Below are 26,361 nucleotides of genomic sequence, written 5' to 3'. Positions count from 1 at the left end.
TTTTTCTCTCATACTTTGTACAGAAGAAGGAGGTTACAGGATGAGAGGTAAACGGGTTTTGCTTTTTTTTATCGTGTTAATGGTGATGGTACTCCTTATCCCTTCACTCCTTGTGTTAGAAAAACAAGAAAAGATGGGGGAACAAACAGTCCCTACATCGAAAGAATCTTTACCAGAAACGGTTCCGCTTTCGATGTCGGTAAAAGTGTGGCGAGAAAAAAGGGGGACAACAGAAGAAGTCATGTTAGAAGATTATGTACGTGGTGTCGTCGCTAGCGAAATGCCAGCAGATTTTGAATTAGAAGCATTAAAAGCACAAGCCTTAACAGCTCGTACATATGTCATTCGTGTCATGACCGCACAACCAGAAGGAACAGCAACGGGCGGAGCGCACGTAACAGATACAGTAAAGCATCAAGTCTATCACAGCGATGATGAACTACAAGCATTATGGAAAAACGACTACGACTGGAAGATGAAAAAAATTACTCGTGCCGTCGAAGAAACGAAAGGGCAAATTTTAACGTACAATAACGAACCAATTACGGCTTCCTTTTTTTCTACGAGTAATGGCTACACCGAAAACTCAGAAGAATATTGGGGAGGAGAATATCCCTATTTACGTAGCGTAGGGAGTCCGTGGGATAAACAAGCGCCGAATTATCAAACAGCCGTTTCCATTCCATTAGCGACCTTTGAGCAATTGCTTGGTGTGCAAGTAACAGACGAACAAGTAGGCAAAATTGTGAAACGAACGAAAGGAAATCGGATTGCGGAAGTATCGATTAACGGAAAAACATTTACCGGACGACAAATTCGCGAAACGTTACAGCTTCGCTCGAGTGATTTTACATGGAAAAAAGTTGGCGACCAAATTGAAATTACGACAAAAGGATACGGGCACGGTGTTGGCATGAGTCAGTTTGGAGCAAACGGGATGGCACAACAAGGAAACACATACGATCAAATTGCGAAACATTACTACCAAGGTATTGAAATTGTTACAGCGGAACCGTTTGTAGCAAAAATAACAAAAAAATAAAAAAAGACGTATAAAGCACACCTTATTTGCCGACAATGGCTCATGAGGTGATGAGGAATGAAAGATGGAGAGCAAAAAACAGTACGAATGACGAAGTGGCGCCGCTATATGCGCAAGAAGTATGTCATCCCTGCTCTTTATTTGTTGATTGCATCAATAGTGTTAACCGGCATTTTATATTTCAAAAATGATGGAGAAAACGCGGAAACGAACCTATCTACGCCAAAAGACACGCAAAAATTGGAAGAAGAATCATTAGCAGTATCAAAGCAAAAAGAAACGTTAAAATGGCCGGTAAAAGACCAACAAACAATCGAAATCAAACGTCCGTTTTATGACCAAGCATCTACAGAGGCAGAGCGGGAGAAAGCGATTGTAATGTATGATAACGTCTATTACCAAAACAAAGGGATTGACGTAAGCAAGCAAAGTGGCGAATTGTTTGATGTGTTAGCTGCATTATCAGGAACCGTTACGAAAGTAGAGCAAGACTCTTTATTTGGTCAAATTGTGACGATTGAACATACAAACAACGTCACAACTCACTACCAAGCGCTTAGCGACGTAAACGTAACCGAAGGACAAGTAGTGAAACAAGGCGATGCAATCGCAAAAGCAGGACGCAATACGTTTAATAAAGATTTAGGGGTACATCTTCATTTTGAAGTGCGTGTCGATGGAAAAGCACAAAACCCTGCAACTGTATTCAACCAATCTATTTCTTCTATAAAAGCAGCAGAACAAGAAGAACAACCAGATGAAAAACCAGAGGAAAAACGTGAAGAAAAACCAGAAGAAGACAACAAAGCACCATCTAATTCTCAACAAAATAAAACAGAAGAAACACCAGCATTAAAAGAAAACCAATCGAATAACGCATAACGTTTAGGAATAGCCATCTGTTCAAAAATGATAGAACGGATGGCTATTTTTTAGTTCAAGATGATTTTCAAAGTGATAAAAATTCATGCATCATACTCATTTTTTTATAAGAGATATTTTTTCTATGTGCTGGTTATTCGCATGATACATTCATAAAATCCTATTTTCTTTCATATGGTGTCATTGAGACAACTTTTCAAAAAAAGAGGGTTTTGTTTTAGAGTTAAGAAGAATTAAAGTTTAACATCTTTTTCATTACGCCAAACGATGCATTTCCTTCTTGGGTCTTGAACACTCCTCTTACCTATGAGTTTAGGAGGCGAGTGGCGTGCACGATTACATCAAAGAAAGAACAATCAAGATTGGAAAATATATCGTGGAAACACGAAAGACCGTCCGAATGATTGCAAAAGAGTTTGGTGTCTCAAAAAGTACGGTGCATAAAGATCTAACAGAGCGTTTACCTGAAATCAATATAGAATTAGCTAATGAAGTGAAAGAAATATTAGATTACCATAAGTCGATTAGACACCTTCGCGGCGGGGAAGCAACCCGAAAAAAGTATGAAAATAAACAAAATCAATAATGAGTTCTCCCTTTCGAAAAAACTTTTAAAAATTTACAATAAAAGTTGAACTTATCCTATTCCATTTGTGTTAAACTATATAATTAGGTAGATATGTGACGGTTGAACATATTGTAAAAATTTAGGGAGGATTCAATAACATGTTTTCAAAGGATATTGGGATTGACTTAGGAACAGCGAATGTTCTCATTTACGTAAAAGGAAAAGGAATCGTTTTAAATGAGCCTTCTGTCGTTGCTATAGATAAAACTACTGGGAAGGCATTAGCGGTTGGAGAAGAAGCGTATCGTATGGTTGGACGTACACCGGGAAATATTGTGGCGATTCGTCCATTAAAAGACGGTGTCATTGCTGACTTTGATATTACAGAACAAATGTTACGAGCATTTTTCAATCGCATTAATGATATAAATGGATTATTTGTAAAGCCGCGTATGTTAATTTGTTGCCCAACAAACGTAACAAGCGTCGAGCAAAAAGCAATTCGCGAAGCTGCAGAAAAAAGCGGCGGGAAGAAAGTATTTTTAGAAGAAGAACCGAAAATTGCAGCAATCGGCGCTGGAATGGATATTTTTCAGCCAAGCGGGAATATGGTAATTGATATCGGTGGCGGAACGACAGATGTTGCAGTTCTTTCGATGGGAGATATTGTAACGAGCGAATCGATTAAAGTAGCAGGGGATCGTTTCGACCAAGACATTCTTCAATTTATTAAACATAAGTATAAATTATTAATTGGAGAACGTACAGCAGAAAATATTAAGATGGGCGTTGCGACTGCTTTCCCTGGTGGACGTAATGAAGAAATCGAAATCCGTGGACGCGATTTAGTCTCTGGATTACCACGTACAATTACGGTAGAATCTGCCGAAATTCAAGAAGCATTAAAAGAAAGTGTGATGCTTATTGTCGATGCAGCAAAAGCAGTGCTTGAAAAAACACCGCCAGAATTATCAGCAGATATTATTGACCGTGGTGTTATTTTAACTGGTGGGGGAGCGCTTCTTCACGGCTTAGATCAATTGCTAGCAGAAGAATTAAAAGTTCCTGTTTTAGTGGCAGAAGAGCCAATGAACTGCGTTGCACGCGGAACAGGCATTATGTTAGAGCATTTAGATAAAATCGCTAAACGCCGTCTAAGCTAATCGCAAAAGGAGGTGGCCTGATTGATTCGAGGATTTTATACAGCAGCCGCTGGAATGATTGCCCATCAACGACGCCAACAAATGTTAACGAACAACTTAGCAAACGTGCAAACACCAGGTTATAAAGAAGACCGTTCTTCTGTCCGTAGTTTTCCGAAAATGGTCATTGACCGTTTAGAAAACAATAAAGGACCAAAAACGGTAACACAAACGTTAACGCGAATTGGGGAAATGAGTACGGGTGTATACGTACAAGAAGTGACACCGAATTTTAAACAAGGCGGGTTACAAGAAACGAGCAATCGTTCTGACTTAGCACTCGTAACACGAAACGTTCCGGATGCACAAGGATCGTTATTTTATGCGGTCCGCGATGCCAATAATCAAATTCGTTATACGAAAAATAGTTCCTTTACCGTTGATAACGATGGGTTTTTAACAACGGCAGAAGGATTGCGCGTGCTAAATACACAAAATCAACCGATTACCGTAGAAAATGATCAATTTACTGTGACGCAAGACGGGACAGTGTTTACACAAGCAGGACAAAATAGTGGACAATTAAATATCGTATATATCGATAATCCGAATCAACTTGTAAAAGAAGGAAACCATCTGTTTCGTTTAGAAGGTGGGAATGCCCAACCCGTCCAAGCCAATCCGAATATCGCCTATTCGGTCGAACAAGGATTTATCGAGCGATCGAATGTCAATATTGAGCAAAATATGACCGATATGATGAGTTCATACCGAGCATTTGAAGCGAACCAAAAAATATTACAAGCGTACGATAGAAATCTTGAAAAAACCGTAAACGAAATCGGGCGACTTAGATAGGAGGCACTATGCAACATTCGTTAATGACGGCCTCAGTTACGATGGGGCAATTACAAAATAAGTTAAATACGATTACAAACAATTTAGCTAACTCAAACACCGCAGGATTTAAAAGTCGTGAGGCGCGCTTTTCAGATTTATTAGTCCAACAAATTAACAATCAACCAGTACCAGCACAAGAAGAAGGTCGTTTAACGTTAAATGGCATTCGTCGTGGTTCTGGTGCACGCGTCTCCCAAACGACGCTGAATTTGGAAAAAGGTGCATTAAAAACAACAGACCGCGAGTTGGATTTCGCCTTACCAAATGATTATCAATTTTTTACCGTCCAAGCAGAACGTGGTGGACAAGTTCAAACGGAATATACACGTAAAGGTGCTTTTTATTTACAAAATGTCGGAAACACAGGTGTCATGCGTTTAGTGACAAGTGAAGGGTTCCCCGTGCAAGGGACAACTGGTGACATTTTTATTCCGCGCGATTTTAAAAGCATTGACTTACAAGAAGATGGTTCATTGTTTGTCACTCGTTTAGACGGGACAACGGTCAATGCAGGTGCTTTAAATGTCGTAGAAATTACGCGCCCGCAAGTGCTTCGTTCGGTCGGGGACCAAAATTTTGCGTTACCGAACGTGCCAGGTTTGCAGCAAGGAGCAATTATTGTTCCGGTTAATGCAACAGCTGCCGGTATCCAACAAAAGGTACTCGAGCAATCGAATGTGAACATGACAAAGGAAATTTCAGAATTGATGTCGACACAACGCGCTTACCAATTTAGCGCGCGTGCCTTGACGATGACCGATCAAATGTCAGGCCTTATTAATCAATTAAGGTAGGAAAGGAGAGCAACCAGTATGTTAAATATTGAAGAAATTAAAGCTATTATTCCACATCGCTATCCATTTTTGCTTGTCGATAAGGTGCTCGAAATGGAAGAAGGAAAAAAAGCAGTAGGCATTAAAAATGTTACGGCGAATGAACCATTTTTCCAAGGTCACTTTCCTGAATTTGCAGTAATGCCTGGCGTGTTAATCGTCGAAGCGTTGGCGCAAGTAGGCGCCATTTCAATTTTAGCGAAAGAAGAAAACAAAGGGAAATTAGCCTTTTTTACAGGAATCGATCGTTGTCGTTTTAAAAGACAAGTTCGCCCTGGAGATACGTTAAAATTAGAAGTAGAAATTATCCGCGTCAAAGGACCAATGGGTAAAGGAAAAGCCATTGCCTCAGTCGACGATGAACTCGTGTGTGAAACAGAAATAATGTTTGCGATTAAATAATAACGGAAACCTTTCATTTTCTTACGATAGGAGAAAATGAAAGGTTTTTTTAGTATAACGTTTCTGCGTGATTTTTATAGGATAAATGTATATTATTTGTACAAATGAAGGGGAGCAATCGTGCGAGAATCAGTTATGGTAATCGGAGGCGACATAGGTGTAGATTAACAAGCAGGGGCCTTATTAAGTGAAACGCATGACGTGACAGTATTCGAAGGGTTCAATGAAGGGGCGGTTCAGCTGGGAAGTTTTATTTCCAGTTGGTGTGACACTCGGAATGGGCTTTGAAAAAGGTGGCGCCCATGACATTATTGCAGAAAAATTGAACCTTTCGTTTGATGCTACGTGTTTAGAAGAAGTGATGAAGATTCATTTGCCAGACAATCCACATTCGATTGTGTTTAAACGAAATCGTGAGGAACATTTACAAAACCTACAACAACGTTTTCCGGACTATCGCGCACAGCTCGAACGGTTTTATCAAGAAATATGGAAAATGGCCGCAGAGATTAAACATTTCATAAAAGCAATGTCGGTCATGCCACCAAAAATGCTTGGCGATTGGCGACTTTTAATCCACGCGATGTGGATGTCCTCGCTGTCCTTAAGTTTTTATTTTTTCCAAACAGTCGGGTATCTTGTGAAAAAGCATGGGCTCTAATACGTGTCAACCATTTTTAATTTATTTAGACGGACAGTTAATGACAGCATGCAAATCGGATACGAACAATGTTCTGCCTTAATCGGAGCGCTAGGCTTGATTTATACTATACGGGTATGGCGGGTTGTATCAAGTAGTAGAAAAACTCGTGAAAGTGATTAAAAAAAATGGAACAGCTAAAAAACGAACGAATGTAAAAGGATTATAGATTTGCAGCGACTCCGTATTTCTAGGAGCATCAACCGTGGGCGTGTCGATGAGTGGTTATCGTGTGTATAAAAAGTATTCGTGGAAAATGACAAAAGGACCTGGCAGCAGGTCCTTTTGTTGATGATGGTGAGAACAGATTAGCACTCCGCACTTGCTGCGTCGATGGCAACTGCGCCCAATGTTTGGCTGGCGTATAACATTGCTCGTTCGTCAAAATCAAATTTTGGATGATGGTGCGGGTACACAACACCTTTAGGACGAGCACCGGTAAAAAAGAAGCTACCCGGTACTTCTTCTAAATAATACGCAAAATCTTCTCCAATCATTTTTGGTTCAATGTTCCTTGGGGTAATGTGTGGCACCGTTTGACAACTTTGTTTTAATAAATCGGTCATAGTTGGGTCATTTATGACAGGTGGATATCCATGGATAAACTCATAATCATAATGAGCCCCAAATGCTGTTGTAAGGCCTTTTAATACAAGATCGATATCTTTACTTAATTGTTCGCGAACGTCATGAGCAAACGAACGTGTTGTTCCAGACATCGTCACATGGTCTGCGATAATGTTAAACGCATTTTTTGCTTCTAATGACCCGACAGATAATACAGCTGATTGAATCGGGTTAATATTTCGGCTCACAATAGTTTGCAAAGCGGTAATCACTTGGGCACCGATCACAATCGCATCTTTTGCTTCGTGTGGTGCAGCTCCGTGTCCACCTTGTCCGAAAATTTCAATTTCAAATCGGTCCGCAGCAGCCATAATCGGACCGCTTCGATAACCGATTTCTCCTAATGGACTAAGCGACCATAAATGCGTGCCAAAAATGGCATCGACTCCTTCTAGACAACCAGCTTCAATCATCGATTTTGCTCCACCTGGATTCATTTCTTCCGCATGTTGGTGAATGAAAACGAACGTACCAGCAAGCTCATGTCGTAATTCTGCAAACGTTCGTGCAAGGTGAAGAAGAGTAGACGTATGTCCATCGTGCCCACAAGCATGCATCACACCCGGAACTTTCGATCGATAATCCGCATCTTTTAAATCTTGAATTGGTAATGCATCAAAATCTGCTCGCAACGCAATTGTTTTTCCGGGTTTTTCTCCTTTAATCGTTGCGACAATGCCATTCCCTCCTACATTGGTGCGAATAGGGATTTGTACATTTTCATAAAACGTAGCGATTGTTTGAGCTGTTTTAAATTCATGAAACGAAACTTCCGGGTATTGATGAAAATATCGCCGTAACTGTACCATCGACGGGTACAATTGTTCTAAACGTTGAAACAATTTTTGTTTCAAACCCATAAAAATCCCCTCCGCTTTTTTATAATCCAGCTCCGATGGGCTAGCGACTGCTGTAATAAGTCACCCAATTCCAGAGGCAAAGAGGCACCTCTTCCATTGAGCGCCTTATTACTCTGTCGGTGAACGAGCCACCCTCCACTTTTTTATTAATCTAGCTCCGGGCGCTATAGGCTCGAGTCATAAGGCATCTTGCTCCATGAGGAAAAGTCACCTCATTCTTATGCTTGTCGCCTATACCCAAGCTCCCTCCGCTTTTTTATAAAAAAAGCATCATGTCATCGGGTGACATGGTGCTTTCTTACGATACAAATGTAACCGGGCATGGTGCTAATGGAATGACGCGTTCGCTGACGCTTCCTAATGCGTAGCTAACTTGTGGGTTCATTCCTAATGATCCCATAATGATTTGGCGAACATTTTGTTCTTTTGCTTCATCCGCAATTTCAATTGGTGGGATGCCTGTTCGAAATTTGCTTGTATACGTTACTGTTGCTTCTTTAAGCATTTTTTCTGCTTCGATAAAAACGTCATCATGGTTGCAATCGTCTTGTATGACATGCAGTAACAAAAGGTCATCTTGAAATGCCTTTGCTGTTGTGATAGCGAATGATAATGCCTTTAATGAAGCTTGAGATCCATCAAGAGGGACGAGAATGATGTGGTTCATGAAAATAAGTCCATCTCCTTTTTCTCTATAATAATATCCATACCTTACATTAATAGTACTCGAAAAGACGTGTAATAGCCATCTTTTTTGCAATGAAAAAACCCTGTATGTATACAGGGCTTATCCGATGTTGTCTTTTTCCCTTGTTTCTTGGTAGCTAAATCGTACCCAGCCTAACTTGATTGCTTTTAACACAGCACCTGTCCGGTCGCGTACATTAATTTTTTTCATAATGTTAGAAACGTGGTTTTTTACTGTCATTTCACTAATAGATAATTCATGACCAATGGCACGATTGGACATTCCTTCGCTTAACAATTGTAAAATTTCACATTCCCGTTTTGATAATAAATGATACGGTGGCGAATAGGCCAAGTCTTCTTGGAGACTAATTGTATCTGCTGGAGATGAAGTAATTTTACGATATTCTTCTAGTAAAATGTTCGATATTTTATGATGGATATAATTTTGATTATTATCTACTGTTTCCAAACATTCATAGAGTGTATGAATATCTGTGTCTTTTAAAATATACCCATTAATCCCTAAATCGAGCGCCTTTAAAACTCGATCGTGTTGAGGATTAATAGTTAGCATCACAATTTTTGTGTTTGCTAATTTTTTAGAGAAAAGTCGAATTAATTTAAATGGATTTTCTGAAATTGAGTCGTCCAATAAAATAACGTCAGGTTCTGTTTGAATGACGTCTTGAATCGATAGTGCTTGGCTACTGTATGATTGGACGTTACTGTTTTGATCTTGGATTAAAATTTGTCGTAATCCTTCACGAAATAATTGATGATCGTCAATAATTGCAATGTTATTCATTTTTTTGTCACCTCTCCTAAATTGAGCCTTTGCTCTTGATAAGGGCCCAAAAGAGAAAGAAGGAAATTCCCATTTAAATGAATTCTACTTCCCCTTTGGTAACTCAGCCGCCTTGGTTCACACACTGTAGGCCTGTAGTTTTGCGTCCTTACCTTTCAGTAAGTTTGCCTTTATCAGTAGTTAGTAATAACCTAATAATACTTAACTTTTAGATTAATTTAAAAGTATAAAATTGTCAAGTGATAGTAATTAATCACTATTTAATGTAATCGAAATTGACCATTTTTTAAAAGGATTAAAAATTTTCGTTAATATTTGTTCATTGGAAAAAATAAGCGACCACGGTTTGCTCGTTTTTGGATGAATACGAAGGGAACCAAGGTCAAACGTACCAACGGCAATAGGTCGTTTATCGTCATCTATTACCGTACAACGAATCGTCGACAGGAAATAATCCTTATCTGTTGCGTTTCGAATTAAAAAAAGTAATACCATTGCTCCATTTTTTTCATAAAACTGCAATCCTTCAAACGAAAGTGTCCCCTGTTTTGGTTTTTTTAACGTATCGATTAATTTTAATAGTCGTTTTAGTCCGCTTGCTGACATTGAATGTTGCCAACTATTTTCTAAATCAAGCGATAAAGAAAAATCTTCGTCTCTTGATTCAAATGACAATGTCCAATTTTTATCATTCATCGGCACATCTAGTAGCAATATTTCTTTTCGAAAGAAAAATGTCCACGGACGATTTGAAAAAGGAGGAAGTTCTCCGATTGTTTGAAAATTAAATTTTTCTCGTGCCACACGATCCGAACCGCGGTAAAGAACAAGTGTCTCTTCTTGCAAAGATAACGATTTGCTCGTTCCGTTGCGAATAAATACCGTCGTATAAATGCCACGTTCCGTTTGTTTTAAATTCATTTCTGCTAGTTCGATACCAGACACAGGTGGCAAGTGGCGATTTAAAAAACGATAGACGTATGTATCTTCTGTTGATAAATTCCAAGACGGATGAATCGATAGCATCATTTCGTTATTTGTTGAAACTGGTTGAGGAGTGATGGTTAGTCTAGTAAAAGGTAACATTTTCACCGCTCCTTTCTTCATAATCTTTCACAATGTTTTGCGTATGAATCGCCAAATCGTACAGCAGTTGCTCATACATTTGGTTAAATAATTTAAACCCTTCTTGTTGGTATGCACGAATCGGATCTTCTTGCGCATAACTCAGTAATCCTAATCCTTCTTTAAATCGAGACATCGTTTCTAAATGCATAAGCCAGTACCTGTCTATCGTTTCTAACGTGGATTGTTTTAATGGCTTCATAATCGAACGAGCCCGGCAGTAAAACGTTACTTTCATCGTATAATCTTCCACGAGTGGCGATAACTTGTCTTTTAATTGATGCACATCTTCTATGTCATCAAAAAATGTCATATCGAGTGGAGGATGGATGAAAGAATGGAAGAGTGTTTGGACGTGATGTAAATCCCACTCATCTTTTAACGACGTTTTTGGACAAACTGTCTCGATTTTTTTCCAAATGATTTGTTCGATAAGTGGAATAAGTTCATCCGCTAAATCTTCCGTTTGTAAAATTTGATTGCGCAAATGATAGATTACTTTTCGTTGGTCGTTAATTTGGTCATCTAACGTTAAGTTATACTCGCGCACCGTAAAATGATGGCCTTCGGAAATTTTTTGTACTTCATCAACAAATGTGTGAATATGTTTATCAAGAATTCGTCCTGTTTCATCGGTGTGCACCATCGATTGAACTTTCTCTAATTTTTCGGCAGCGTAGCGGATAAATAGTTCATCTTGTAACGAAATAAAAAATTGTGTTTCACCCGGGTCTCCTTGACGAGCAGCACGACCTTTTAATTGTTTATCGATTCGTCTGCTCGCATGTCGTTCTGTCCCGATGACGAATAAACCACCTAATTCCGACACACGGCGACCAAGAATAATATCGGTTCCACGTCCAGCCATGTTTGTCGCAATTGTTATTTGTCCCATTTGCCCGGCTTTTGCGATTAATTCCGCTTCTTTTTCAGCGTTTTTTGCATTTAATAAGTTAAAAGATAACTGTTTTTCTGTTAATAACGTTGCGAGCTGTTCTGATTGTTGTATCGACGACGTACCGATTAAAACAGGTTGTTTCTTTTTATGTAACGTCATGACTTTTTCTAAGACTGCGTTATATTTTTCTTCTTGAGTACGATACACTACATCCAGATAATCGATGCGATTAGACGGTTGATTTTTTGGAATTTGAATGACTTCCATTTGGTATACCGTTTGGAATTCGCGTTCTTCTAATTTGGCGGTTCCGGTCATACCAGAAATGACTGGGTACATACGAAAATAGTTTTGAATCGTAATCGTCGCTTGTGTTTTGTTTTCGGCAGTAATCAGAAGGCCTTCTTTTGCTTCCATCGCTTGATGAAGCCCTTCTGTATACGTTCGGCCGTCCATTACACGACCGGTAAATAAGTCAACCAGCTGGATTTTGCCGTCTTGGATAATGTAGTCAACGTCTCGATGAAGCGTGGCGTGTGCTTTTAACGCTTGCAGCATGTAATGTTGCAACGTTTGATGTTTTAGGTCAAATAAATTATCAATGCCAAAAGCGTTTTCAATTTTTTCTACGCCATCATCGGTAAAATGAACAGCCTTTGATTCGATATCAACGACATAATCTTCTTCTTCACGTAAGCGCTTCATCATTTCCGCACAAATGTAATGAAGATTCGACCCAACTGTCGAAGAATTGGCCACAATAAGTGGCGTTTTCGCTTCATCAATTAATACCGAATCAATTTCGTCAATAATGCAAAAATAAGGAGGACGTTGGACCCGATGTTTCGGTTGATACACCATATAATCACGTAAATAATCAAACCCAAATTCGTTCCCAACTCCGTATGTAATATCGCATTCATACGCATATTGTTTGTCTGCAATCGGAATGCCTGTTTGATTTAGGCCGACAGAAAGCCCTAAAAAGCGGTGGAGTGGACCTAGTAACGCAAAGTCCCGTTTGGCTAAATAATCGTTGACGGTAATAACGTGTACGCCTTTTCCTTCTAAAGCGCGCAAATAACTAGCAAGGGAAGCGACCAATGTTTTTCCTTCCCCAGTCGCCATTTCGGCAATATTTCCGTCTACTAATGCTAATCCACCGAGAAGTTGGACATCATAATGTCTAAGATTTAACACGCGTTTAGATGCTTCTCGCACGACAGCAAAGGCTTCTGCTTTCAAGTCGTCGATTGTTTCGCCACGAATGAGCCGTTTCCGAAACTCATTTGTTTTTTGTTGCAGCTCTATATCGGTTAATTGTTCGAATGATTCTTCTAACGCATTGATTCGTTTCAACGTTTTTTTATACCGTTTCACTTGGCGTTTCGGTGCATCATTAGAAAAAGCTCGTATCATTTTACTGAACATACCGTTTACTCCTTTTATAAAAATAACCGTGCTACGAAAAAGGCACTAGCTATATGTTAGTATATCACGTTCCGAAACAATCAAAGAGAGGGAAAACAGAAAAAAGCCCTGGGTCAAAGGTAGAGCGATTATTTCTGCTTGTTGCCTATAAACAAGCGCCCTCCACTTTTTTATTTAATCTAGTTCTGGGAGGCTAGCGACTGCCGTAATAAGCCACTCAACTCCAGAGGCAAAGAGGCGCCCCTTCCATCAGGTGCCTTATTACTCTGTCGCTGAACGAGCCCATCTCCGCTTTTTTATGTATAATCCAGCTGCGGGCGCTAGGGGCTCGAGTCATAAGATGAATGGCTCTATGAGGAAAGACCGCCTCATTCCGCCATTCATCTTATGCTTGTCGCCCCTAAGCAAGCGCCCTCCGCTTTTTTTATGTGTCACAATTATAAAATTTTATTGCGAGTATATGATTTCTATTATAATATTCTTTAAGTGTAGTGATGTGATAGGTGGGTAGGATATGAAACAAACAGTGGAAAAAGTGGATATTTTAACGATTCCTTTTTGTAATATTTCATTTGAAGCGTTTACGAATGAGTTATTCGATCGAATGATGAAAGAAGAAAAGACATTTGTTGTGACCGCAAATCCAGAGATTGTGATGTATGCGAATGAACATGACGACTATAAACAAATCATTACACAAGCCGATTTTATCGTTCCAGATGGTATCGGAATCATTCGAGCTGCGAATTCACTAGGAACACCGTTGCAGGAGCGGGTGACAGGGTATGACACGACGGTGCGCTTATTAGAAAAAATGAATGAGGCAAAACGGTCTGTGTATATTCTTGGTGGAAAAGAAGAAGTATTACAAAAAGCAATAGAAAATATGACAAAAACGTATCCTCATGTACAAATTGTTGGTTCTCACCATGGATATTTTGATTGGAATGATCCGACAATTGTAAATGAAATCCAGTCAACGAAACCAGATTTAGTGTTAGTGGCGCTTGGATTTCCACGTCAAGAAAAATGGATTCACATGCATTTACCGCAAGTGGAAAAAGGAGTTTTTATTGGCGTTGGAGGAACAATTGACGTGTTAGCGGGAGTGGTGGAAAGAGCTCCGGTATTTTGGCAAAAGGTTCATTTAGAATGGTTTTATCGATTAATGAAGCAGCCGTCTAGATGGAAGCGAATGCTCGCTATTCCACGTTTTATGAAGGAAATTAAAAAAGAAGTAAAAAACAAGAAGTAGAAGTGACAAAAAGTTTAACAAGGGAACGAATAGTGTATGATAATATGTAGATTCACTTTCCCATTTTTGTGTGAACAATTGATTTTGCGAAACTGTCGGGTGTATAGAGAACTGTAAAAAGATGCAGCAGCACGGGAATGGCTGTTTGTTGTCTAGGATTATGCACCGGTTAGGATGTGTATATATGGAGCAATATTTTATCGCACTGATGATATCGTTTATCGCAGCTGTTCTTTTTACACCGTTAGTAAAAAAACTTGCGATTAAAATTGGGGCAGTAGATAAACCGAATGATCGGAAAGTGCATCAAGGAGTCATGCCAAGGCTCGGTGGCTTAGCTATTTTTCTTGCGGTTGCCGTTGGTGTGATTTATTTTCAACCGATTAGTCCATTTTTTCTCCCGATTATGTTAGGGGCATTCATTATTATCGTAACCGGTATTTTGGATGATTTATTTGAATTGTCGCCGAAACTAAAATTAATCGGACAAATCGTAGCGGCAAGCGTCGTAATTTTAGGTGGCATTAAAGTAGAGTTTATTAACTTGCCATTTGACGGTCGCTTAGAATTAGGGTTATTCACGATTCCCCTTACGTTACTTTGGATTATCGGTGTTACAAATGCGATTAATTTAATTGATGGGCTTGACGGGTTATCAGCAGGTGTATCTTCCATTGTATTAGCGACGATTGCAACGATGGCATACGTGAATGGCAACTTTTTCGTCCTTGGATTAAGTATGATTATGCTCGGAGCATCGTTAGGATTTTTAATTTTTAATTTTCATCCAGCGAAAATTTTTATGGGAGATACCGGATCGCTATTTTTAGGATTTATGTTATCTGTCTTATCGTTATTAGGATTTAAAAATATTACCTTATTTTCTTTGCTCGTTCCGGCCATGATTTTAGCGGTGCCGATTTCAGACACGTTATTTGCGATTATTAGACGTGCGGTGAATCGTAAGCCATTGTCTGCACCAGATAAATCGCATTTGCATCATTGTTTATTACGTTTAGGATATTCTCACCGACAAACGGTATTAATGATTTATGCGATGAGTGCTTTCTTTAGCTTATGTGCTATTTTATTTTCACAAACGACCCTTTGGGTGTCTGTAGCCATTATTTTAATTGTCTTATTTATTATTGAAATTATCATTGAATTAGTCGGACTTGTCGACGAAGAATATAAACCATTATTAAAATTTTTACGACGCGTTTTTCCGAAAAGAGAAGGCTTATCTCATAAAAAATGAGATAAGCCTTTTTCTTAATAATTTGTATTTGTCTTGTTAGTATTATTGTCTGTTGTATCTTGATCTGTTTCTTCTTCTGGTGCATTAATGCGATATTCTTCTGCTGCTTCTATATCTTCTTGTGTATACGTTGATTTAGCGTTCGGTGAATCATAATCTAAATGATCTTGTAGCATGATAGAAAGCGTATCTACCGCATCTTCATCTAGCTCATAGTAATAGGAACCGTTAATTCTGTTATCTTCCCCAGGAAGCTGATATGATTCAATATTACGTAATGATTTCGCATAGGATTGTAATGCAACAATATTACCGAAAGACAAGTTCGAAGAATAATTTTGTCCAAGATCATCAATTAAATCATCGTATTTCGTAATCGACTTAATACTTGCTGCTTTATCAATTAACGCTTCGACAAGAAGTGCTTGACGTTTTCCTCGTCCAATATCACCTTCAGGATCTTGTTTGCGCATTCGTACAAAAGCAAGTGCTTCTTCTCCATTTAACGTTTGTTTTCCTTTTTTGAGTTTTATAACACCCATATTACCAGCGCTATCTTGTTCTGTAAATGAAAATGGTACATCTACTTCGATGCCACCAAGCGTGTCAATCATTTCCACAAACGCCATGAAGTTCAATTTCACATAATAATCAATCGGAATGTCAAATAAATTTTCTACTGTTTCTACAGATAAATCGACGCCACCAAATGCATGGGCGTGCGTAATTTTATCGTATTTTCCTTTACCAGGAAATTTAACACGAGAGTCACGCGGGATACTAATCATTTTAATCGAGTGATCATGTTTATTAAATGTAGCTAAAATCATTGCATCAGATCGAACGGGCTTACCCTCTTCGCCGTCATCCACACCGAGGAATAATACCGAAATGTTGTCCTTCCCAGGATCTACTGGTTTCACACGCAATTCTGACTTTTCCCCCCGGTCTAACCCAAGACGTGCGCCTTCTGTTGCATTAGCTAATTTCCATGTTAAATACCCGGTGTACATTAACGCACCTGTTGCAATAAGTAAAATAGGCAATACTATAAAAAAAATAATTTTTCGACGCTTTTTTCGACGTTGGTTTTTCTTTATTCCCCTACGGCGATATTCAGATTCTGTCATTCGTTGTTACTCCTTCTTTTGTATTTCATCCTTAAAAAAATGTTGAGAAAATGGATCAATCAAATAATCATGCATACAGACATAAAGTATACAAACAAAAGTTTTTCTTTATTATACACGAAAGCACCATTTTAAACGTTTAATTTTATAAATTTAATATTAGGTTTTTGTACATTAAGCTATATGGCATAAAAGGGTTGGTTCTTTTTCATTATGTTCGTATCGACATTGGTCATTCGTCGTGCTCCTTGAATAGAAGGAGGAAGGTTTGGTTATTTATATAGATTACAATCGGATACCTTTGATTATGCTCTTTTTCAATGACGAGCTCCTGGGCAAGCCCCTCTGCGCTTTTTATTGTCTAGCTCCGGGCGCTAGGGGGTCGAGTCATAAGCTGTATGGCTCCATGAGGAAAGATCGCCTCATTCCGCCATCCATCTTATGCTTGTCGCCCCTAACCAAGCGCCCTGCGCTTTTCTTTTTCAAATTTCTTCTTCTAAGTATTCGACTTCATTCATGGTTATTTGACCTTGTCCGTTTGTTAATTCAGTCATCCATTCGACATAGTTTTGTTCTTCATCGACTTTAACATAGGTGTGGACAGTGACGTTTGCAAGGTAGTCGATGTGTTTTAATTTGTAGTGAGAATGGCGTAGTTCGTTTTCTACTTTTCCTAATAATGTATAGTCAATCGTAGTAGAAATAGTTCGCATTAAGTCTTTTCTGACAATTCCTGTCGCATTGATTCCTTCGGAAGTTACCTGACTATAGGCACGTATAAGCCCTCCTACTCCAAGTTTCACTCCGCCGAAATATCTAGTTACGACGACGGCTGTATTTTTTAGTCTGCGTTTTTTTAATACTTCTAACATCGGAACTCCTGCTGTTCCTGCTGGTTCTCCATCATCATTTGCTTTTTGTACTTGGTTATGTTCTCCTATCATATAGCATGAACAGTTATGTGTCGCATTCCAATGTTCTTTTTTTATTTTAGAAATAAAGGATTGTGCTTCTTCTTCTGTCTCCACACGTTTAATATGTGCAATAAATCGTGATTTTTGTATGTTAATTTCATGTATTCCGAACGGTTTTACGGTATAATATGAAGTAAGCATGAATACCTCCTTGGTTTTTAATGATGGTTTTTTTATTGTTTCATAATAGTGAAAAAGTCACAAAAAATTCTACTGCAATAAAGGAGTTAGGCATTGTATTTATACTATCTTTTTGCATGAATTTATCACAAAAATAGGTATTCCGGTACTAGTAGGATAAATGGCCAATTCGATAAAGTTAAAATCGGAGGAATCTTTTTATGGCTTCTAAACAATTAGATGTAAAAACACTCGACTCTATTTTAAACAATATGTTAGATACTGTAAACGACAGTAAGAATGAAATTTTTGAAATTGGTGAAGTATCTCAGACAGAATATGAAAAGATAAAAGAAGAATTAGAAAATGTGAAGAAAAAGGTTGCTGAGGTTATTTACCAATATGATGAAATGGAAAGAAAAGTACAACTTTCTCGAAGACATCTTGTAGAAGTAAGCCAAAATTTTAATCAATATTCAGAAGAAGAAGTAAAACGTGCTTACGAAAAAGCAAGCAACGATCAAATGCAACTGTCGGTTTTTCGTCAACAAGAAGCGTTATTGCGAACAAGACGAGACGAATTAGAAAGAAGATTGTTGTCATTGTATGACGTTATTCAGCGTGCAGAGTTTTTGATGTCTAAATTTAATGTAGTGATTCATTATTTGACAGGTGATTTACGTTCTTTGAATGAATTGCTTGAAAATGCAAGGGAGAAACAAGAATTTGGTTTACGAATCATTCAAGCCCAAGAAGACGAACGCAGGCGCATTTCACGTGAGATTCACGACGGCCCCGCACAAATGCTTGCAAACGTTTTAATGCGTTCTGATTTGATTTTTCGTTTATCCGAAAACAATCGGTTAGAGGAGGCGTTAACAGAACTTGGTGATTTGAAAGAAATGATTCGTGCGTCTTTAACAGAAGTTCGTCGGATTATTTATGATTTACGTCCGATGGTTTTAGATGATTTAGGATTAGTACCGACGTTAAAAAAATATCTAAAAAATATGGAGGAGTACTCCAAAATAAATATTCCGTTTCGAGTGTTTGGTTTAGAAAAACGATTACCATCTAACATGGAAGTCGCGTTATTTCGTTTAACGCAAGAAGCAGTGCAAAATGCTATAAAACACTCCAAAGCGAATCAAATTACAGTAAAAATAGAATTTCATCGCAATTTGATTCATTTGATCGTACAAGATGATGGGATAGGGTTTGATACAGAAGAGAAAAAAGAGGGTTCATTCGGGTTATTAGGTATGCGCGAGCGTATCGAGTTACTCAATGGCGATATAGCAATATCCTCTCAAAGCAAGGAAGGTACGATCATCACGATGCAAATACCTTTGAATGAGGAGGAACAGTAAGAAATGACGAATCAAGACAACTTAATTAAAATTGTAATTATTGATGACCATCAGCTTTTCCGTGAAGGCGTAAAAAGGATTTTAGAATTAGAGCCGAATTTTGAGGTAGTAGCGGAAGGCGATGAAGGTAGCCAAGCAGTTTCGTTAGTAGAGAAATTTAATCCAGACATTGTGCTTATGGATATTAATATGCCAAATATGAACGGTGTCGAGGCAACGCGTGAATTGATTGAAACGTATCCAGATACAAAAGTGCTTATTTTATCAATCCATGATGACGAAGCGTATGTAACACATGCTCTTCAATCAGGAGCACAAGGATATTTATTAAAAGAAATGGATGCCGATTCTTTAATTAAGGCTGTTGAAATTGTAGCTAGTGGTGGTGCATATATTCATTCAAAAGTAACGAAAAACTTAATCGAGGAATATCGCCGCCTAGCGAATGAAAAAATAAAAGGAATGGAAGAAGTGACAGAAGAAGTCATTCGTCCGCTTCATATTTTAACGAAACGCGAATGTGAAGTATTGCAATTGCTTGCAGATGGAAAAAGCAACCGAGCAATTGGAGATTCTCTATTTATTAGTGAAAAAACCGTGAAAAATCACGTTTCCAATATTTTGCAAAAAATGAGTGTAAAAGACCGTACGCAAGCAGTTGTAGAAGCAATTAAAAACGGCTGGGTCATTGTGCGATAACGAAATAAGTTGGGCCGATAAGTGATAAAAAGGGAAAGCAGGTTGCCAAACACGTTTGGCAACCTGCTTTTTATCTTAAGAGGTGGAGGGAGGCTCGTTCACCGACAGAGTAATAAGGTGAGCGACGGAAGAGGCGCCTCTTTGCCTCTGTAGTCGATTGACTTATTACGGCAGTCGTAGCCTCCCAGAACTAGATTGCACAAAAAGCGGAGGTCGCCCCTGGCGCCCGGAACTAGATTACACAAAAAGCGAAGGCGGGCTCGTTTAAGAGAGAAAAGCACAAGATCGACAGCGGGATAAAGCAATCTTTCCTTGCACTTTTCTAAATAGAAGTTTTCGTGATACTATTAAGAAAACAAACGTAGAGCGAAAGGTTTTGATTGGATGAAAACGGCTATTGTAACAGATAGTACTGCCTATTTAGAAGAGTCACTACGAAATGCATATAACATTACACTCGTCCCGTTATCGGTGACGTTTGGAGAGCAGTCATATCGAGAAGAGTTAGATATTACAACCGAAGAATTTTATGAAAAATTAAAATCTGAATTACCAAAAACGTCGCAACCGTCTACCGGGATGTTCGTGGAAGAATTTGAACGATTAAAAAACGAAGGATACGAAGCGGTTGTATCGATCCACCTATCTAGCGGTATTAGTGGGACGTATCAAAATGCGATGACTGCTGGGAACATGGTGGATGGACTAGAAGTATATACATATGATTCCGAAATTAGCTGTATGGCACAAGGGTTTTACGTGTTAGAAGCGGCGAAAATGGCGATGGACGGAAAAGGCCCAGAAGAAATTATCGCCCGTTTGGATGAAATGAAGCCAACGGCCAATGCTTATTTTGTCGTCGATGATTTAAATCATTTACAGCGGGGCGGCCGGTTAAATAACGCCCAAGCATTTATCGGAAGTTTATTACAAATTAAACCGTTGCTTCACTTCGAAGAGAAAAAAATTGTTCCATTCGAAAAAGTGAGAACAGGTAAAAAAGCGTTAGCGCGTATTTATGACCTGTTTGCTGCTGTTGCAAAAGAAGGAAAACCGATGAAAGCGTCGATTATTCATTCCCATCGCAAGCAGGATTATGAAGTATTAAAAGCGAAAATAGAATCAGCATTTCCAAATGTTAAAGTATGTGAAGGATATTTTGGACCTGTTATTGGTACCCATTTAGGCGATCGGTCGATTGGTTTAACTTGGTACGTAGAATAAAACCGCTCTTTTGAGTGGTTTTTTATTTGAATAGGAGGATAAAATCATGCCGATTACGTTTCAAAATGGTCGTTTGTTGCCGTATATACTCGGCGCACCTGTCGTTCGCGGGATAGATATTTCCTTTCCCTTTCAACCATTTGCCCACGATGAAGCATTACAACATTTTTTAGTGGGAAAAGCATTGTTATTGTCAGAAATTCCATTTCTGCCATCGCTTCTTTTCCGTCATGTTGAACAAGGTTACGTTCAAGTCACACAAGGATTAACGAAAAAAGACCATCGTTACAAATGCAACCGTTGCGGTAACGCAGATACTTCTCTGTTCGGTACGTATTTTGATGAGCGCATTCAGGAAAAGGTTGTCTATTGTCGCCAATGTATCACACTTGGAAAAATAAGTGAAATCGAGCCGCTTTTTTCTTGGATTGGTCCACCACCATCTGTTTCCTTCGATACAACGCTCTATTTTCCCTACACGTTAACCCCTTCCCAACAAGAAGCATCTGACATCGTAAAACACGTCATTCAAGAGCAATCATCCCTTTTAATTTGGGCGGTATGTGGCGCAGGAAAAACAGAAATGTTATTTGCTGGAATTGAACGAGCGTTACAAGAACAAAAACGCGTCGCCTTAGCAATTCCCCGAGTCGACGTCGTCCACGAATTAACCCCTAGGTTAAAAGAAGTCTTTCCGCACGTTCCTATTTTAGCCCAGTACGGTGGTGCCAAAGAAACTCCAACATATCATCCGGTAACGATAGCCACTACTCATCAACTACTACGATACAAAGAAGCATTTGATGTTGTGATTATCGATGAAGTAGATGCGTTTCCATATTCCACGACTCCAATGCTTCATGAAGCTGTTCAAAAAGCGAAAAAACCTTCTGCTTCCATCCTTTATTTAAGTGCGACTCCAAGTGAAAAAATGAAAAAAACGGTCGATAAAACGGTTGTTATTCCGGCTCGTTATCATCGCCATCCATTACCTGTTCCACGATTTGCATGGTGTGGCCAATGGAAAAAAAAACTAAAAAAAAGTCGTCTCCCGAAAAAGGTGCTTCGTTTTTTACATACCCGATATGAATCTAATATCCCTGTTTTTATATTCGTCCCGTCCCTTTCCGTATTAACCGAAGTAACGACCATTTTAAACAAGCATTTTGACAAAGTGGATAGTGTTCATGCCGAAGATCCGAACCGAAAAGAAAAAGTCGAAGCGTTTCAAAAAGGAAGAGTAACATTTCTTGTTACGACGACGATTTTAGAGCGCGGTGTGACAGTAAAAGGACTAGATGTAGCGGTGCTTGGTGCAGAAGAAGTTATTTTTACCGAAGCAGCACTCGTTCAAATTGCCGGCAGGGTTGGACGAAAACAAGATGCCCCCACTGGTGATGTTGTCTTTTTTCATTACGGTGTTACAAAAGCGATGGTAAAAGCACAAGCCCATATTGAACAACGAAATTATTTAGCGAAAAAGGCGGGATGGATTGATTGATGAAACGTAATCATTGTCTCATTTGTCATGCTTCGATTGTGGAAACATTATCTTTTGCTTCATTGTGGCAAAAACAATCTACTACTTGTTGTGTGCATTGTGCCAAACAACTAGAACGGATTTCGGAAAATAGGTGTCTCATTTGTTCGAAACCATACGAAGGCCCGATTTGTTCCGATTGTGTAACATTTGAACGGCAAACGAATAGAAAACGAGTATCCAACCATTCGTTATATGTGTACAATGAAAAAATGAAAGACATCATCGCCCAATGGAAGTTTCGCGGGGATAACGCCATTATCGATGCTTTTCAGGAAGAATGGCGAACGATGTACCAAAACGCATTCCGTCAATATACCGTTGTTCCGATTCCAATACACCATACTAGGTTAAGGGAGCGGGGATTTAACCAGGCGATGCAATTAGCAAAAATGCTTACAAATGAACCGTTACCGCTATTAATTCGGACGGATGCGCAAACGGGAAAAAGCAAATGGTCGAAACGAGAGCGACTAACGAACGAAACACATTTCCAAATTCATGATAAAATAAACGTCAAAAGCCCTATCAAAAAAGTGTTGCTCATTGACGATATATATACTACAGGTGCGACCATTCAAAAAGCATATGAAGCATTGCAAACAATTACAACCATAGAAGATATACGAGCAATGACGCTTGTTAGAGCATATAAGAAGGGGGGTTCCTAATATGTCAGGCCAATTAGATAACTGCCCACGATGCGGGCAATTATTTTTAAAAGGATTTCGTGAAATTTGCCCGGATTGTTATAAAAAAGAACAAGAAAATTTTGATAAAGTGTATCGATTCGTACGAAAACAAGAAAACCGCCGAGCTTCGATGCAAGATATTATCGATGGAACAGGCGTATCAGAAGACGATATTTCACGCTTTATTCGAGAAGGACGCCTTCGCGTAAGCAATATGCCGAATTTAGGATATAAATGTGAGTCGTGCGAGAAAACGATTAAATCCGGTACGATTTGTAACGATTGTAAAAAACAATTAGCAAAAGAATTACAAACAGCAGAAGAACTAGCTGCGATTAAAGAAAGACAACGAAAAGAAGCAAACCGCAGTGTGTTTTATAAAGTAGATGGGAAAAAATAAACGGGGATTCCTTAACATTTTCGGATAACATCCGATATAAAAAGTAACAGAAAAACGATTGTTTTCGGAATTAAAAAGGGGGGAAGCGCAGATGAAAATTAATCATATTCCATCGATTCATGTTCAGTCATACCAACAAAAAGAACAAGTGGGGAAACGGTATGAAGCAAACGTGACGATGAAAAAAGATCAAGTGGAAATTTCCAAAGAAGCAAAAGCGCTTCAAAAAGAAGAAGAAATTCCAAAAGCCCGGTTAGATAAAATGCAAGCTATTAAAGAACAAATCGAACAAGGAACGTATAAAATCGACGCGCAAGCAGTAGCGCGTAAATTATATGAGTATTACAATGATTCATTTTAAGGGGGATGGCTGATAATGGAAGCCACAGCGATCGTTCAATTATTAGATACGTTCATTCAGACCCATCAGGAATTAAATCAATTAGCAAAAGAAAAAGAACAAGCAGTGATTCATTCCGATTTAGAACAAATTAAAACCATTATCCAAAAAGAAACCATGTACGTGAAAATGCTTGAACAATTAGAAAGGCAACGCGAACAAATAGCCAAACAAGTCATCCAAACAGGCGATCGTTCATTAAAAGCGATGTTGCCTTTTTTTCACGAACAAGACCAAGTGACGATGATCGAACGCCAACAAACGTTAATGGCTGAAATCGAAACGTTACAATATCAAAATGCGTTAAACCAACAGCTCATTTTCGATTCCTTAAAATTTATCAATTTATCACTAGATTTAGCGCAACCGGTAGACCCGTTTGCTCGTTATTCGGACAGAACAGACGAAGAAGACGGGCGCCCGGTGCGTTCAATGTTTGATACGAAAGCTTAGCAGAGGAGGAACAGCAAGGTGACATCAACTTTCCACGGTCTTAATACCGCTTATCGCGGGTTAGCAACACAAAAAGGAGCACTAAATACAGTTGGACATAACGTTGCAAATGCATCGACACCAGGATATTCAAGACAACGTGTCAACATCCAACCGACAGAACCTTATCCAGGAGTCGGGATGAACCGTCCGGATATACCAGGACAAGTAGGTACTGGTGCCGAACCAGGAAGTATTCAACGGATTCGCGAACAGTTTTTAGATAAACAACTTCGCGATGAAACGAAAAAGTTAGGATACTGGCAATCACGCTCAGAAGCTATTTATAAAATGGAAGAAGTAATGAAAGAATCACTAGACCCTAAATCAGATACAGGGTTATCCAAAGTAATGGACCGCTTTTGGCAGTCGCTTGAAGACTTACATAAAAACCCTGCTAACGAAGGGGCGCGTTCAGTCGTGCGCCAACGTGCGATGGCAATTGGAGAAACATTTAGTTACTTATCCACATCATTAGATAAAATTAAGGTCGATTTAAAAGAACAATTAAACGTAGCAACTGACCATATTAATTCTTTACTTAAACAAGTAAATGATATGAACCGTCAAATTGGAGAAATTGAACCGCACGGCTATTTACCGAACGACTTATACGATCGCCGCGATACATTAGTCGACGAATTATCGCAATACGTAGATATCGAAGTAGCACGCGTAAAATCAAACGGGAATCCACAAGCAGTTGCTGAAGGAAAATATACGATTACGTTAAAAGGGGAAGATACGGTTCTCATTAATGGCGATGACTACACACATGCAACGATGACGGTTAACTATAATGAAGCAAAAGAAGCCGTAGCTAGCATTACCATTAAAGATGCAGCAGGTGTAGAACGCGTAACAGAAGCGCACAATTTTAAAAGTCAAGGACGCATTTTAGGAATTGTTGAATCATACGGATACCTTGATGCTGCTGGACAAACAAAAGGATTGTATCCAGACATGTTGAACGAGTTAGACATTATGGCGTACAATTTTACGACTCAATTTAATGAGATTCATGCATCTGGATTTACAAAAGAGACAGCGATGAAATTTAATAATGGAGAAATCAGTTTTAATGCACAAGGAAAATTAGTCGATCAAACAGGTGCAGAAGTGCAAACGAGTGTATCATTCTTTGATCCATTAAACAAAGTAGACGACGCCGCTAAAGCAGTAAAAGTAACAACCAGTATTCAAGAAAGCTTAGGAAACATTGCGACAGCAGGATCTGGTCATTATCCAACACAAAAGATTGTGGAAGGAAATCAAGCAGTTTATTTAAACGGCTCTTTCCTTGGCTATAAAAATGGTACGAATGAATATAATCAACTCAACATTACATCGATTACCGTTCCAGCGACAGGAGATCCAACGGTAACGGCGACAATGGTCGGAAAAGATGCAACTGGAAACGAAGTAACCCAAAATGTGACGTTGACAGGAACTGAATTTTTTGGATTAACCCTTGATACCGCAGCATTAAACGGACAAGCGTTTACGAAAAACTATAATGCGCAACCACTTGCCGTCCAAAAAACATTGCTTGCAGTAGGGGATAACTCAAACGCTATTGCCCTTGCAAACGTTAAAAATAAAGAGTTTTCGTTCGAAGGTTCCACAGACGTAACGAAAAAGACAATCCATGGCTATTATGCTGGCGTTGTCGGTGAGCTAGGCGTAAAAGGACAAGAAGCAAACCGTTTTTTTGATAGCTCGAAAACATTGGCATTAAACGTAGAAAAAAACCGTCAGTCCGTGAGTGGCGTATCGTTAGAAGAAGAAATGACGAATATGATTCGCTATTCTCAAGCATTCAACGCATCGGCGCGGATGTTAACGACAATGGATCAAATGTTAGATAAAATCATTAACAGCATGGGATTAGTAGGACGATAA

26 protein-coding genes and 1 riboswitch are annotated in these 26,361 nt (G+C 39.0%); of the genes, 19 read left to right on the top strand and 7 right to left on the bottom strand.

The window, feature by feature from the left end; translation table 11 throughout:
* The first annotated feature begins 40 nt into the window (after nt 1–40).
* From spoIID to BN1372_RS12520, 8 genes are all read left to right on the top strand, one after another.
* Nucleotides 41–1,042, top strand: a complete 1,002-nt coding sequence (spoIID, locus tag BN1372_RS12555) for a stage II sporulation protein D (protein WP_062199995.1) — start codon at nt 41–43, stop codon at nt 1,040–1,042.
* A 57-nt stretch (nt 1,043–1,099) separates the two neighbouring features.
* Complete coding sequence (locus BN1372_RS12550) at nt 1,100–1,924, top strand: stage II sporulation protein SpoIIQ (protein WP_062199992.1); 825 nt, start codon at nt 1,100–1,102, stop codon at nt 1,922–1,924.
* A 328-nt stretch (nt 1,925–2,252) separates the two neighbouring features.
* Entirely contained in the window at nt 2,253–2,510 is a 258-nt protein-coding gene (gene spoIIID / locus BN1372_RS12545; RefSeq protein WP_062199990.1) for a sporulation transcriptional regulator SpoIIID, read from the top strand.
* A 140-nt stretch (nt 2,511–2,650) separates the two neighbouring features.
* Nucleotides 2,651–3,655 carry a rod shape-determining protein gene (gene mreB, locus BN1372_RS12540; RefSeq protein ID WP_062199988.1) on the top strand — a complete coding sequence of 335 codons (1,005 nt, stop codon included), beginning with the start codon at nt 2,651–2,653 and terminating at the stop codon, nt 3,653–3,655.
* Nucleotides 3,656–3,676: 21 nt separating this feature from the next.
* Nucleotides 3,677–4,492, top strand: coding sequence for a flagellar hook-basal body protein (locus tag BN1372_RS12535; protein ID WP_062199986.1), 816 nt, complete (start codon nt 3,677–3,679; stop codon nt 4,490–4,492).
* A gap of 8 nt (nt 4,493–4,500) precedes the next feature.
* Complete coding sequence (locus BN1372_RS12530; RefSeq protein WP_062199984.1) at nt 4,501–5,328, top strand: flagellar hook-basal body protein; 828 nt, start codon at nt 4,501–4,503, stop codon at nt 5,326–5,328.
* Between the two features lie 18 nt (nt 5,329–5,346).
* Nucleotides 5,347–5,769, top strand: a complete 423-nt coding sequence (gene fabZ, locus BN1372_RS12525; protein WP_062199983.1) for a 3-hydroxyacyl-ACP dehydratase FabZ — start codon at nt 5,347–5,349, stop codon at nt 5,767–5,769.
* A 223-nt stretch (nt 5,770–5,992) separates the two neighbouring features.
* Nucleotides 5,993–6,430 carry a hypothetical protein gene (locus BN1372_RS12520; RefSeq protein WP_062199981.1) on the top strand — a complete coding sequence of 146 codons (438 nt, stop codon included), beginning with the start codon at nt 5,993–5,995 and terminating at the stop codon, nt 6,428–6,430.
* 347 nt (nt 6,431–6,777) lie between these two features.
* Here BN1372_RS12520 and BN1372_RS12515 read toward each other — a convergent pair whose 3' ends face one another.
* From BN1372_RS12515 to secA2, 5 genes are all read right to left on the bottom strand, one after another.
* Complete coding sequence (locus BN1372_RS12515) at nt 6,778–7,950, bottom strand: M20 family metallopeptidase (RefSeq protein WP_062201350.1); 1,173 nt, start codon at nt 7,948–7,950, stop codon at nt 6,778–6,780.
* A 304-nt stretch (nt 7,951–8,254) separates the two neighbouring features.
* Entirely contained in the window at nt 8,255–8,623 is a 369-nt protein-coding gene (locus tag BN1372_RS12510) for a universal stress protein (RefSeq protein ID WP_062199979.1), read from the bottom strand.
* A 120-nt stretch (nt 8,624–8,743) separates the two neighbouring features.
* On the bottom strand, nt 8,744–9,451 hold the full coding sequence (locus BN1372_RS12505; protein WP_062199977.1) for a LuxR C-terminal-related transcriptional regulator: 708 nt from the start codon (nt 9,449–9,451) through the stop codon (nt 8,744–8,746).
* Nucleotides 9,452–9,545: 94 nt separating this feature from the next.
* Nucleotides 9,546–9,630, bottom strand: a riboswitch (cyclic di-GMP riboswitch).
* A 70-nt stretch (nt 9,631–9,700) separates the two neighbouring features.
* Complete coding sequence (locus BN1372_RS12500) at nt 9,701–10,537, bottom strand: SLAP domain-containing protein (RefSeq protein WP_062199975.1); 837 nt, start codon at nt 10,535–10,537, stop codon at nt 9,701–9,703.
* Nucleotides 10,521–12,905: an accessory Sec system translocase SecA2 gene (secA2, locus tag BN1372_RS12495; protein WP_062199973.1), complete on the bottom strand. Its 2,385-nt coding sequence runs from the start codon at nt 12,903–12,905 to the stop codon at nt 10,521–10,523. Before secA2 ends, BN1372_RS12500 begins: the two co-directional genes overlap by 17 nt.
* A 514-nt stretch (nt 12,906–13,419) precedes the next feature.
* Here secA2 and BN1372_RS12490 point away from each other — a divergent pair.
* Entirely contained in the window at nt 13,420–14,160 is a 741-nt protein-coding gene (locus tag BN1372_RS12490; protein ID WP_062199971.1) for a WecB/TagA/CpsF family glycosyltransferase, read from the top strand.
* A gap of 184 nt (nt 14,161–14,344) precedes the next feature.
* On the top strand, nt 14,345–15,418 hold the full coding sequence (locus BN1372_RS12485; RefSeq protein WP_062199970.1) for a glycosyltransferase family 4 protein: 1,074 nt from the start codon (nt 14,345–14,347) through the stop codon (nt 15,416–15,418).
* 14 nt (nt 15,419–15,432) lie between these two features.
* Here the strand turns inward: BN1372_RS12485 and BN1372_RS12480 are convergent, their stop codons facing one another.
* Both BN1372_RS12480 and BN1372_RS12475 read right to left on the bottom strand, forming a co-directional pair.
* Nucleotides 15,433–16,548, bottom strand: coding sequence for an LCP family protein (locus BN1372_RS12480; RefSeq protein WP_074018189.1), 1,116 nt, complete (start codon nt 16,546–16,548; stop codon nt 15,433–15,435).
* 482 nt (nt 16,549–17,030) lie between these two features.
* On the bottom strand, nt 17,031–17,663 hold the full coding sequence (locus BN1372_RS12475; protein WP_062199968.1) for a YigZ family protein: 633 nt from the start codon (nt 17,661–17,663) through the stop codon (nt 17,031–17,033).
* 200 nt (nt 17,664–17,863) lie between these two features.
* Between BN1372_RS12475 and BN1372_RS12470 the strand changes: the two genes are divergently transcribed.
* The 9 genes from BN1372_RS12470 to flgK all read left to right on the top strand — a co-directional run bounded on the left by BN1372_RS12470 (nt 17,864) and on the right by flgK (nt 26,361).
* A complete protein-coding gene (locus BN1372_RS12470; protein WP_062199966.1) occupies nt 17,864–19,012 on the top strand; it encodes a sensor histidine kinase in 1,149 nt (382 codons plus the stop codon).
* A 3-nt stretch (nt 19,013–19,015) separates the two neighbouring features.
* Nucleotides 19,016–19,711 (top strand): response regulator, encoded by a 696-nt coding sequence (locus tag BN1372_RS12465; protein ID WP_062199964.1) that lies wholly within the window; start codon nt 19,016–19,018, stop codon nt 19,709–19,711.
* A gap of 384 nt (nt 19,712–20,095) precedes the next feature.
* Entirely contained in the window at nt 20,096–20,935 is an 840-nt protein-coding gene (locus BN1372_RS12460) for a DegV family protein (RefSeq protein ID WP_062199962.1), read from the top strand.
* 46 nt (nt 20,936–20,981) lie between these two features.
* Nucleotides 20,982–22,436: an ATP-dependent helicase ComFA gene (locus BN1372_RS12455; RefSeq protein WP_074018188.1), complete on the top strand. Its 1,455-nt coding sequence runs from the start codon at nt 20,982–20,984 to the stop codon at nt 22,434–22,436.
* Nucleotides 22,436–23,146, top strand: a complete 711-nt coding sequence (locus BN1372_RS12450; RefSeq protein WP_062199960.1) for a ComF family protein — start codon at nt 22,436–22,438, stop codon at nt 23,144–23,146. Before BN1372_RS12455 ends, BN1372_RS12450 begins: the two co-directional genes overlap by 1 nt.
* 1 nt (nt 23,147) lies before the next feature.
* The gene (locus BN1372_RS12445; RefSeq protein ID WP_062199958.1) at nt 23,148–23,567 is read left to right on the top strand and encodes a TIGR03826 family flagellar region protein; all 420 of its coding nucleotides are present in this window, start codon (nt 23,148–23,150) and stop codon (nt 23,565–23,567) included.
* A gap of 91 nt (nt 23,568–23,658) precedes the next feature.
* Nucleotides 23,659–23,928, top strand: a complete 270-nt coding sequence (flgM, locus tag BN1372_RS12440; protein WP_062199956.1) for a flagellar biosynthesis anti-sigma factor FlgM — start codon at nt 23,659–23,661, stop codon at nt 23,926–23,928.
* Nucleotides 23,929–23,943: 15 nt separating this feature from the next.
* Nucleotides 23,944–24,420: a flagellar protein FlgN gene (locus BN1372_RS12435; protein ID WP_062199955.1), complete on the top strand. Its 477-nt coding sequence runs from the start codon at nt 23,944–23,946 to the stop codon at nt 24,418–24,420.
* Nucleotides 24,421–24,438: 18 nt separating this feature from the next.
* The gene (gene flgK, locus BN1372_RS12430) at nt 24,439–26,361 is read left to right on the top strand and encodes a flagellar hook-associated protein FlgK (protein ID WP_062199953.1); all 1,923 of its coding nucleotides are present in this window, start codon (nt 24,439–24,441) and stop codon (nt 26,359–26,361) included.

The organism is Massilibacterium senegalense (assembly GCF_001375675.1).
GTDB lineage: Bacteria > Bacillota > Bacilli > Bacillales > Massilibacteriaceae > Massilibacterium > Massilibacterium senegalense.
Note: the sequence above shows the minus strand (reverse complement) of the source record. Positions and strands in the feature narration are given on the sequence as shown.

Excerpts from the sequence above, each read along its gene's own strand:
- BN1372_RS12510 (WP_062199979.1), bottom strand. The coding sequence starts at position 8,623 with ATGAACCACATCATTCTCGTCCCTCTTGATGGATCTCAAGCTTCATTA.
- fabZ (WP_062199983.1), top strand. The coding sequence starts at position 5,347 with ATGTTAAATATTGAAGAAATTAAAGCTATTATTCCACATCGCTATCCA.
- BN1372_RS12500 (WP_062199975.1), bottom strand. The coding sequence starts at position 10,537 with ATGTTACCTTTTACTAGACTAACCATCACTCCTCAACCAGTTTCAACA.
- BN1372_RS12465 (WP_062199964.1), top strand. The coding sequence starts at position 19,016 with ATGACGAATCAAGACAACTTAATTAAAATTGTAATTATTGATGACCAT.
- BN1372_RS12520 (WP_062199981.1), top strand. The coding sequence starts at position 5,993 with ATGAAGGGGCGGTTCAGCTGGGAAGTTTTATTTCCAGTTGGTGTGACA.
- BN1372_RS12455 (WP_074018188.1), top strand. The coding sequence starts at position 20,982 with ATGCCGATTACGTTTCAAAATGGTCGTTTGTTGCCGTATATACTCGGC.
- BN1372_RS12475 (WP_062199968.1), bottom strand. The coding sequence starts at position 17,663 with ATGCTTACTTCATATTATACCGTAAAACCGTTCGGAATACATGAAATT.
- BN1372_RS12530 (WP_062199984.1), top strand. The coding sequence starts at position 4,501 with ATGCAACATTCGTTAATGACGGCCTCAGTTACGATGGGGCAATTACAA.
- flgM (WP_062199956.1), top strand. The coding sequence starts at position 23,659 with ATGAAAATTAATCATATTCCATCGATTCATGTTCAGTCATACCAACAA.
- BN1372_RS12490 (WP_062199971.1), top strand. The coding sequence starts at position 13,420 with ATGAAACAAACAGTGGAAAAAGTGGATATTTTAACGATTCCTTTTTGT.
- BN1372_RS12460 (WP_062199962.1), top strand. The coding sequence starts at position 20,096 with ATGAAAACGGCTATTGTAACAGATAGTACTGCCTATTTAGAAGAGTCA.
- spoIID (WP_062199995.1), top strand. The coding sequence starts at position 41 with ATGAGAGGTAAACGGGTTTTGCTTTTTTTTATCGTGTTAATGGTGATG.
- BN1372_RS12450 (WP_062199960.1), top strand. The coding sequence starts at position 22,436 with ATGAAACGTAATCATTGTCTCATTTGTCATGCTTCGATTGTGGAAACA.
- BN1372_RS12435 (WP_062199955.1), top strand. The coding sequence starts at position 23,944 with ATGGAAGCCACAGCGATCGTTCAATTATTAGATACGTTCATTCAGACC.
- BN1372_RS12505 (WP_062199977.1), bottom strand. The coding sequence starts at position 9,451 with ATGAATAACATTGCAATTATTGACGATCATCAATTATTTCGTGAAGGA.
- BN1372_RS12445 (WP_062199958.1), top strand. The coding sequence starts at position 23,148 with ATGTCAGGCCAATTAGATAACTGCCCACGATGCGGGCAATTATTTTTA.
- BN1372_RS12480 (WP_074018189.1), bottom strand. The coding sequence starts at position 16,548 with ATGACAGAATCTGAATATCGCCGTAGGGGAATAAAGAAAAACCAACGT.
- BN1372_RS12485 (WP_062199970.1), top strand. The coding sequence starts at position 14,345 with ATGGAGCAATATTTTATCGCACTGATGATATCGTTTATCGCAGCTGTT.
- BN1372_RS12550 (WP_062199992.1), top strand. The coding sequence starts at position 1,100 with ATGAAAGATGGAGAGCAAAAAACAGTACGAATGACGAAGTGGCGCCGC.
- secA2 (WP_062199973.1), bottom strand. The coding sequence starts at position 12,905 with ATGTTCAGTAAAATGATACGAGCTTTTTCTAATGATGCACCGAAACGC.
- mreB (WP_062199988.1), top strand. The coding sequence starts at position 2,651 with ATGTTTTCAAAGGATATTGGGATTGACTTAGGAACAGCGAATGTTCTC.
- BN1372_RS12470 (WP_062199966.1), top strand. The coding sequence starts at position 17,864 with ATGGCTTCTAAACAATTAGATGTAAAAACACTCGACTCTATTTTAAAC.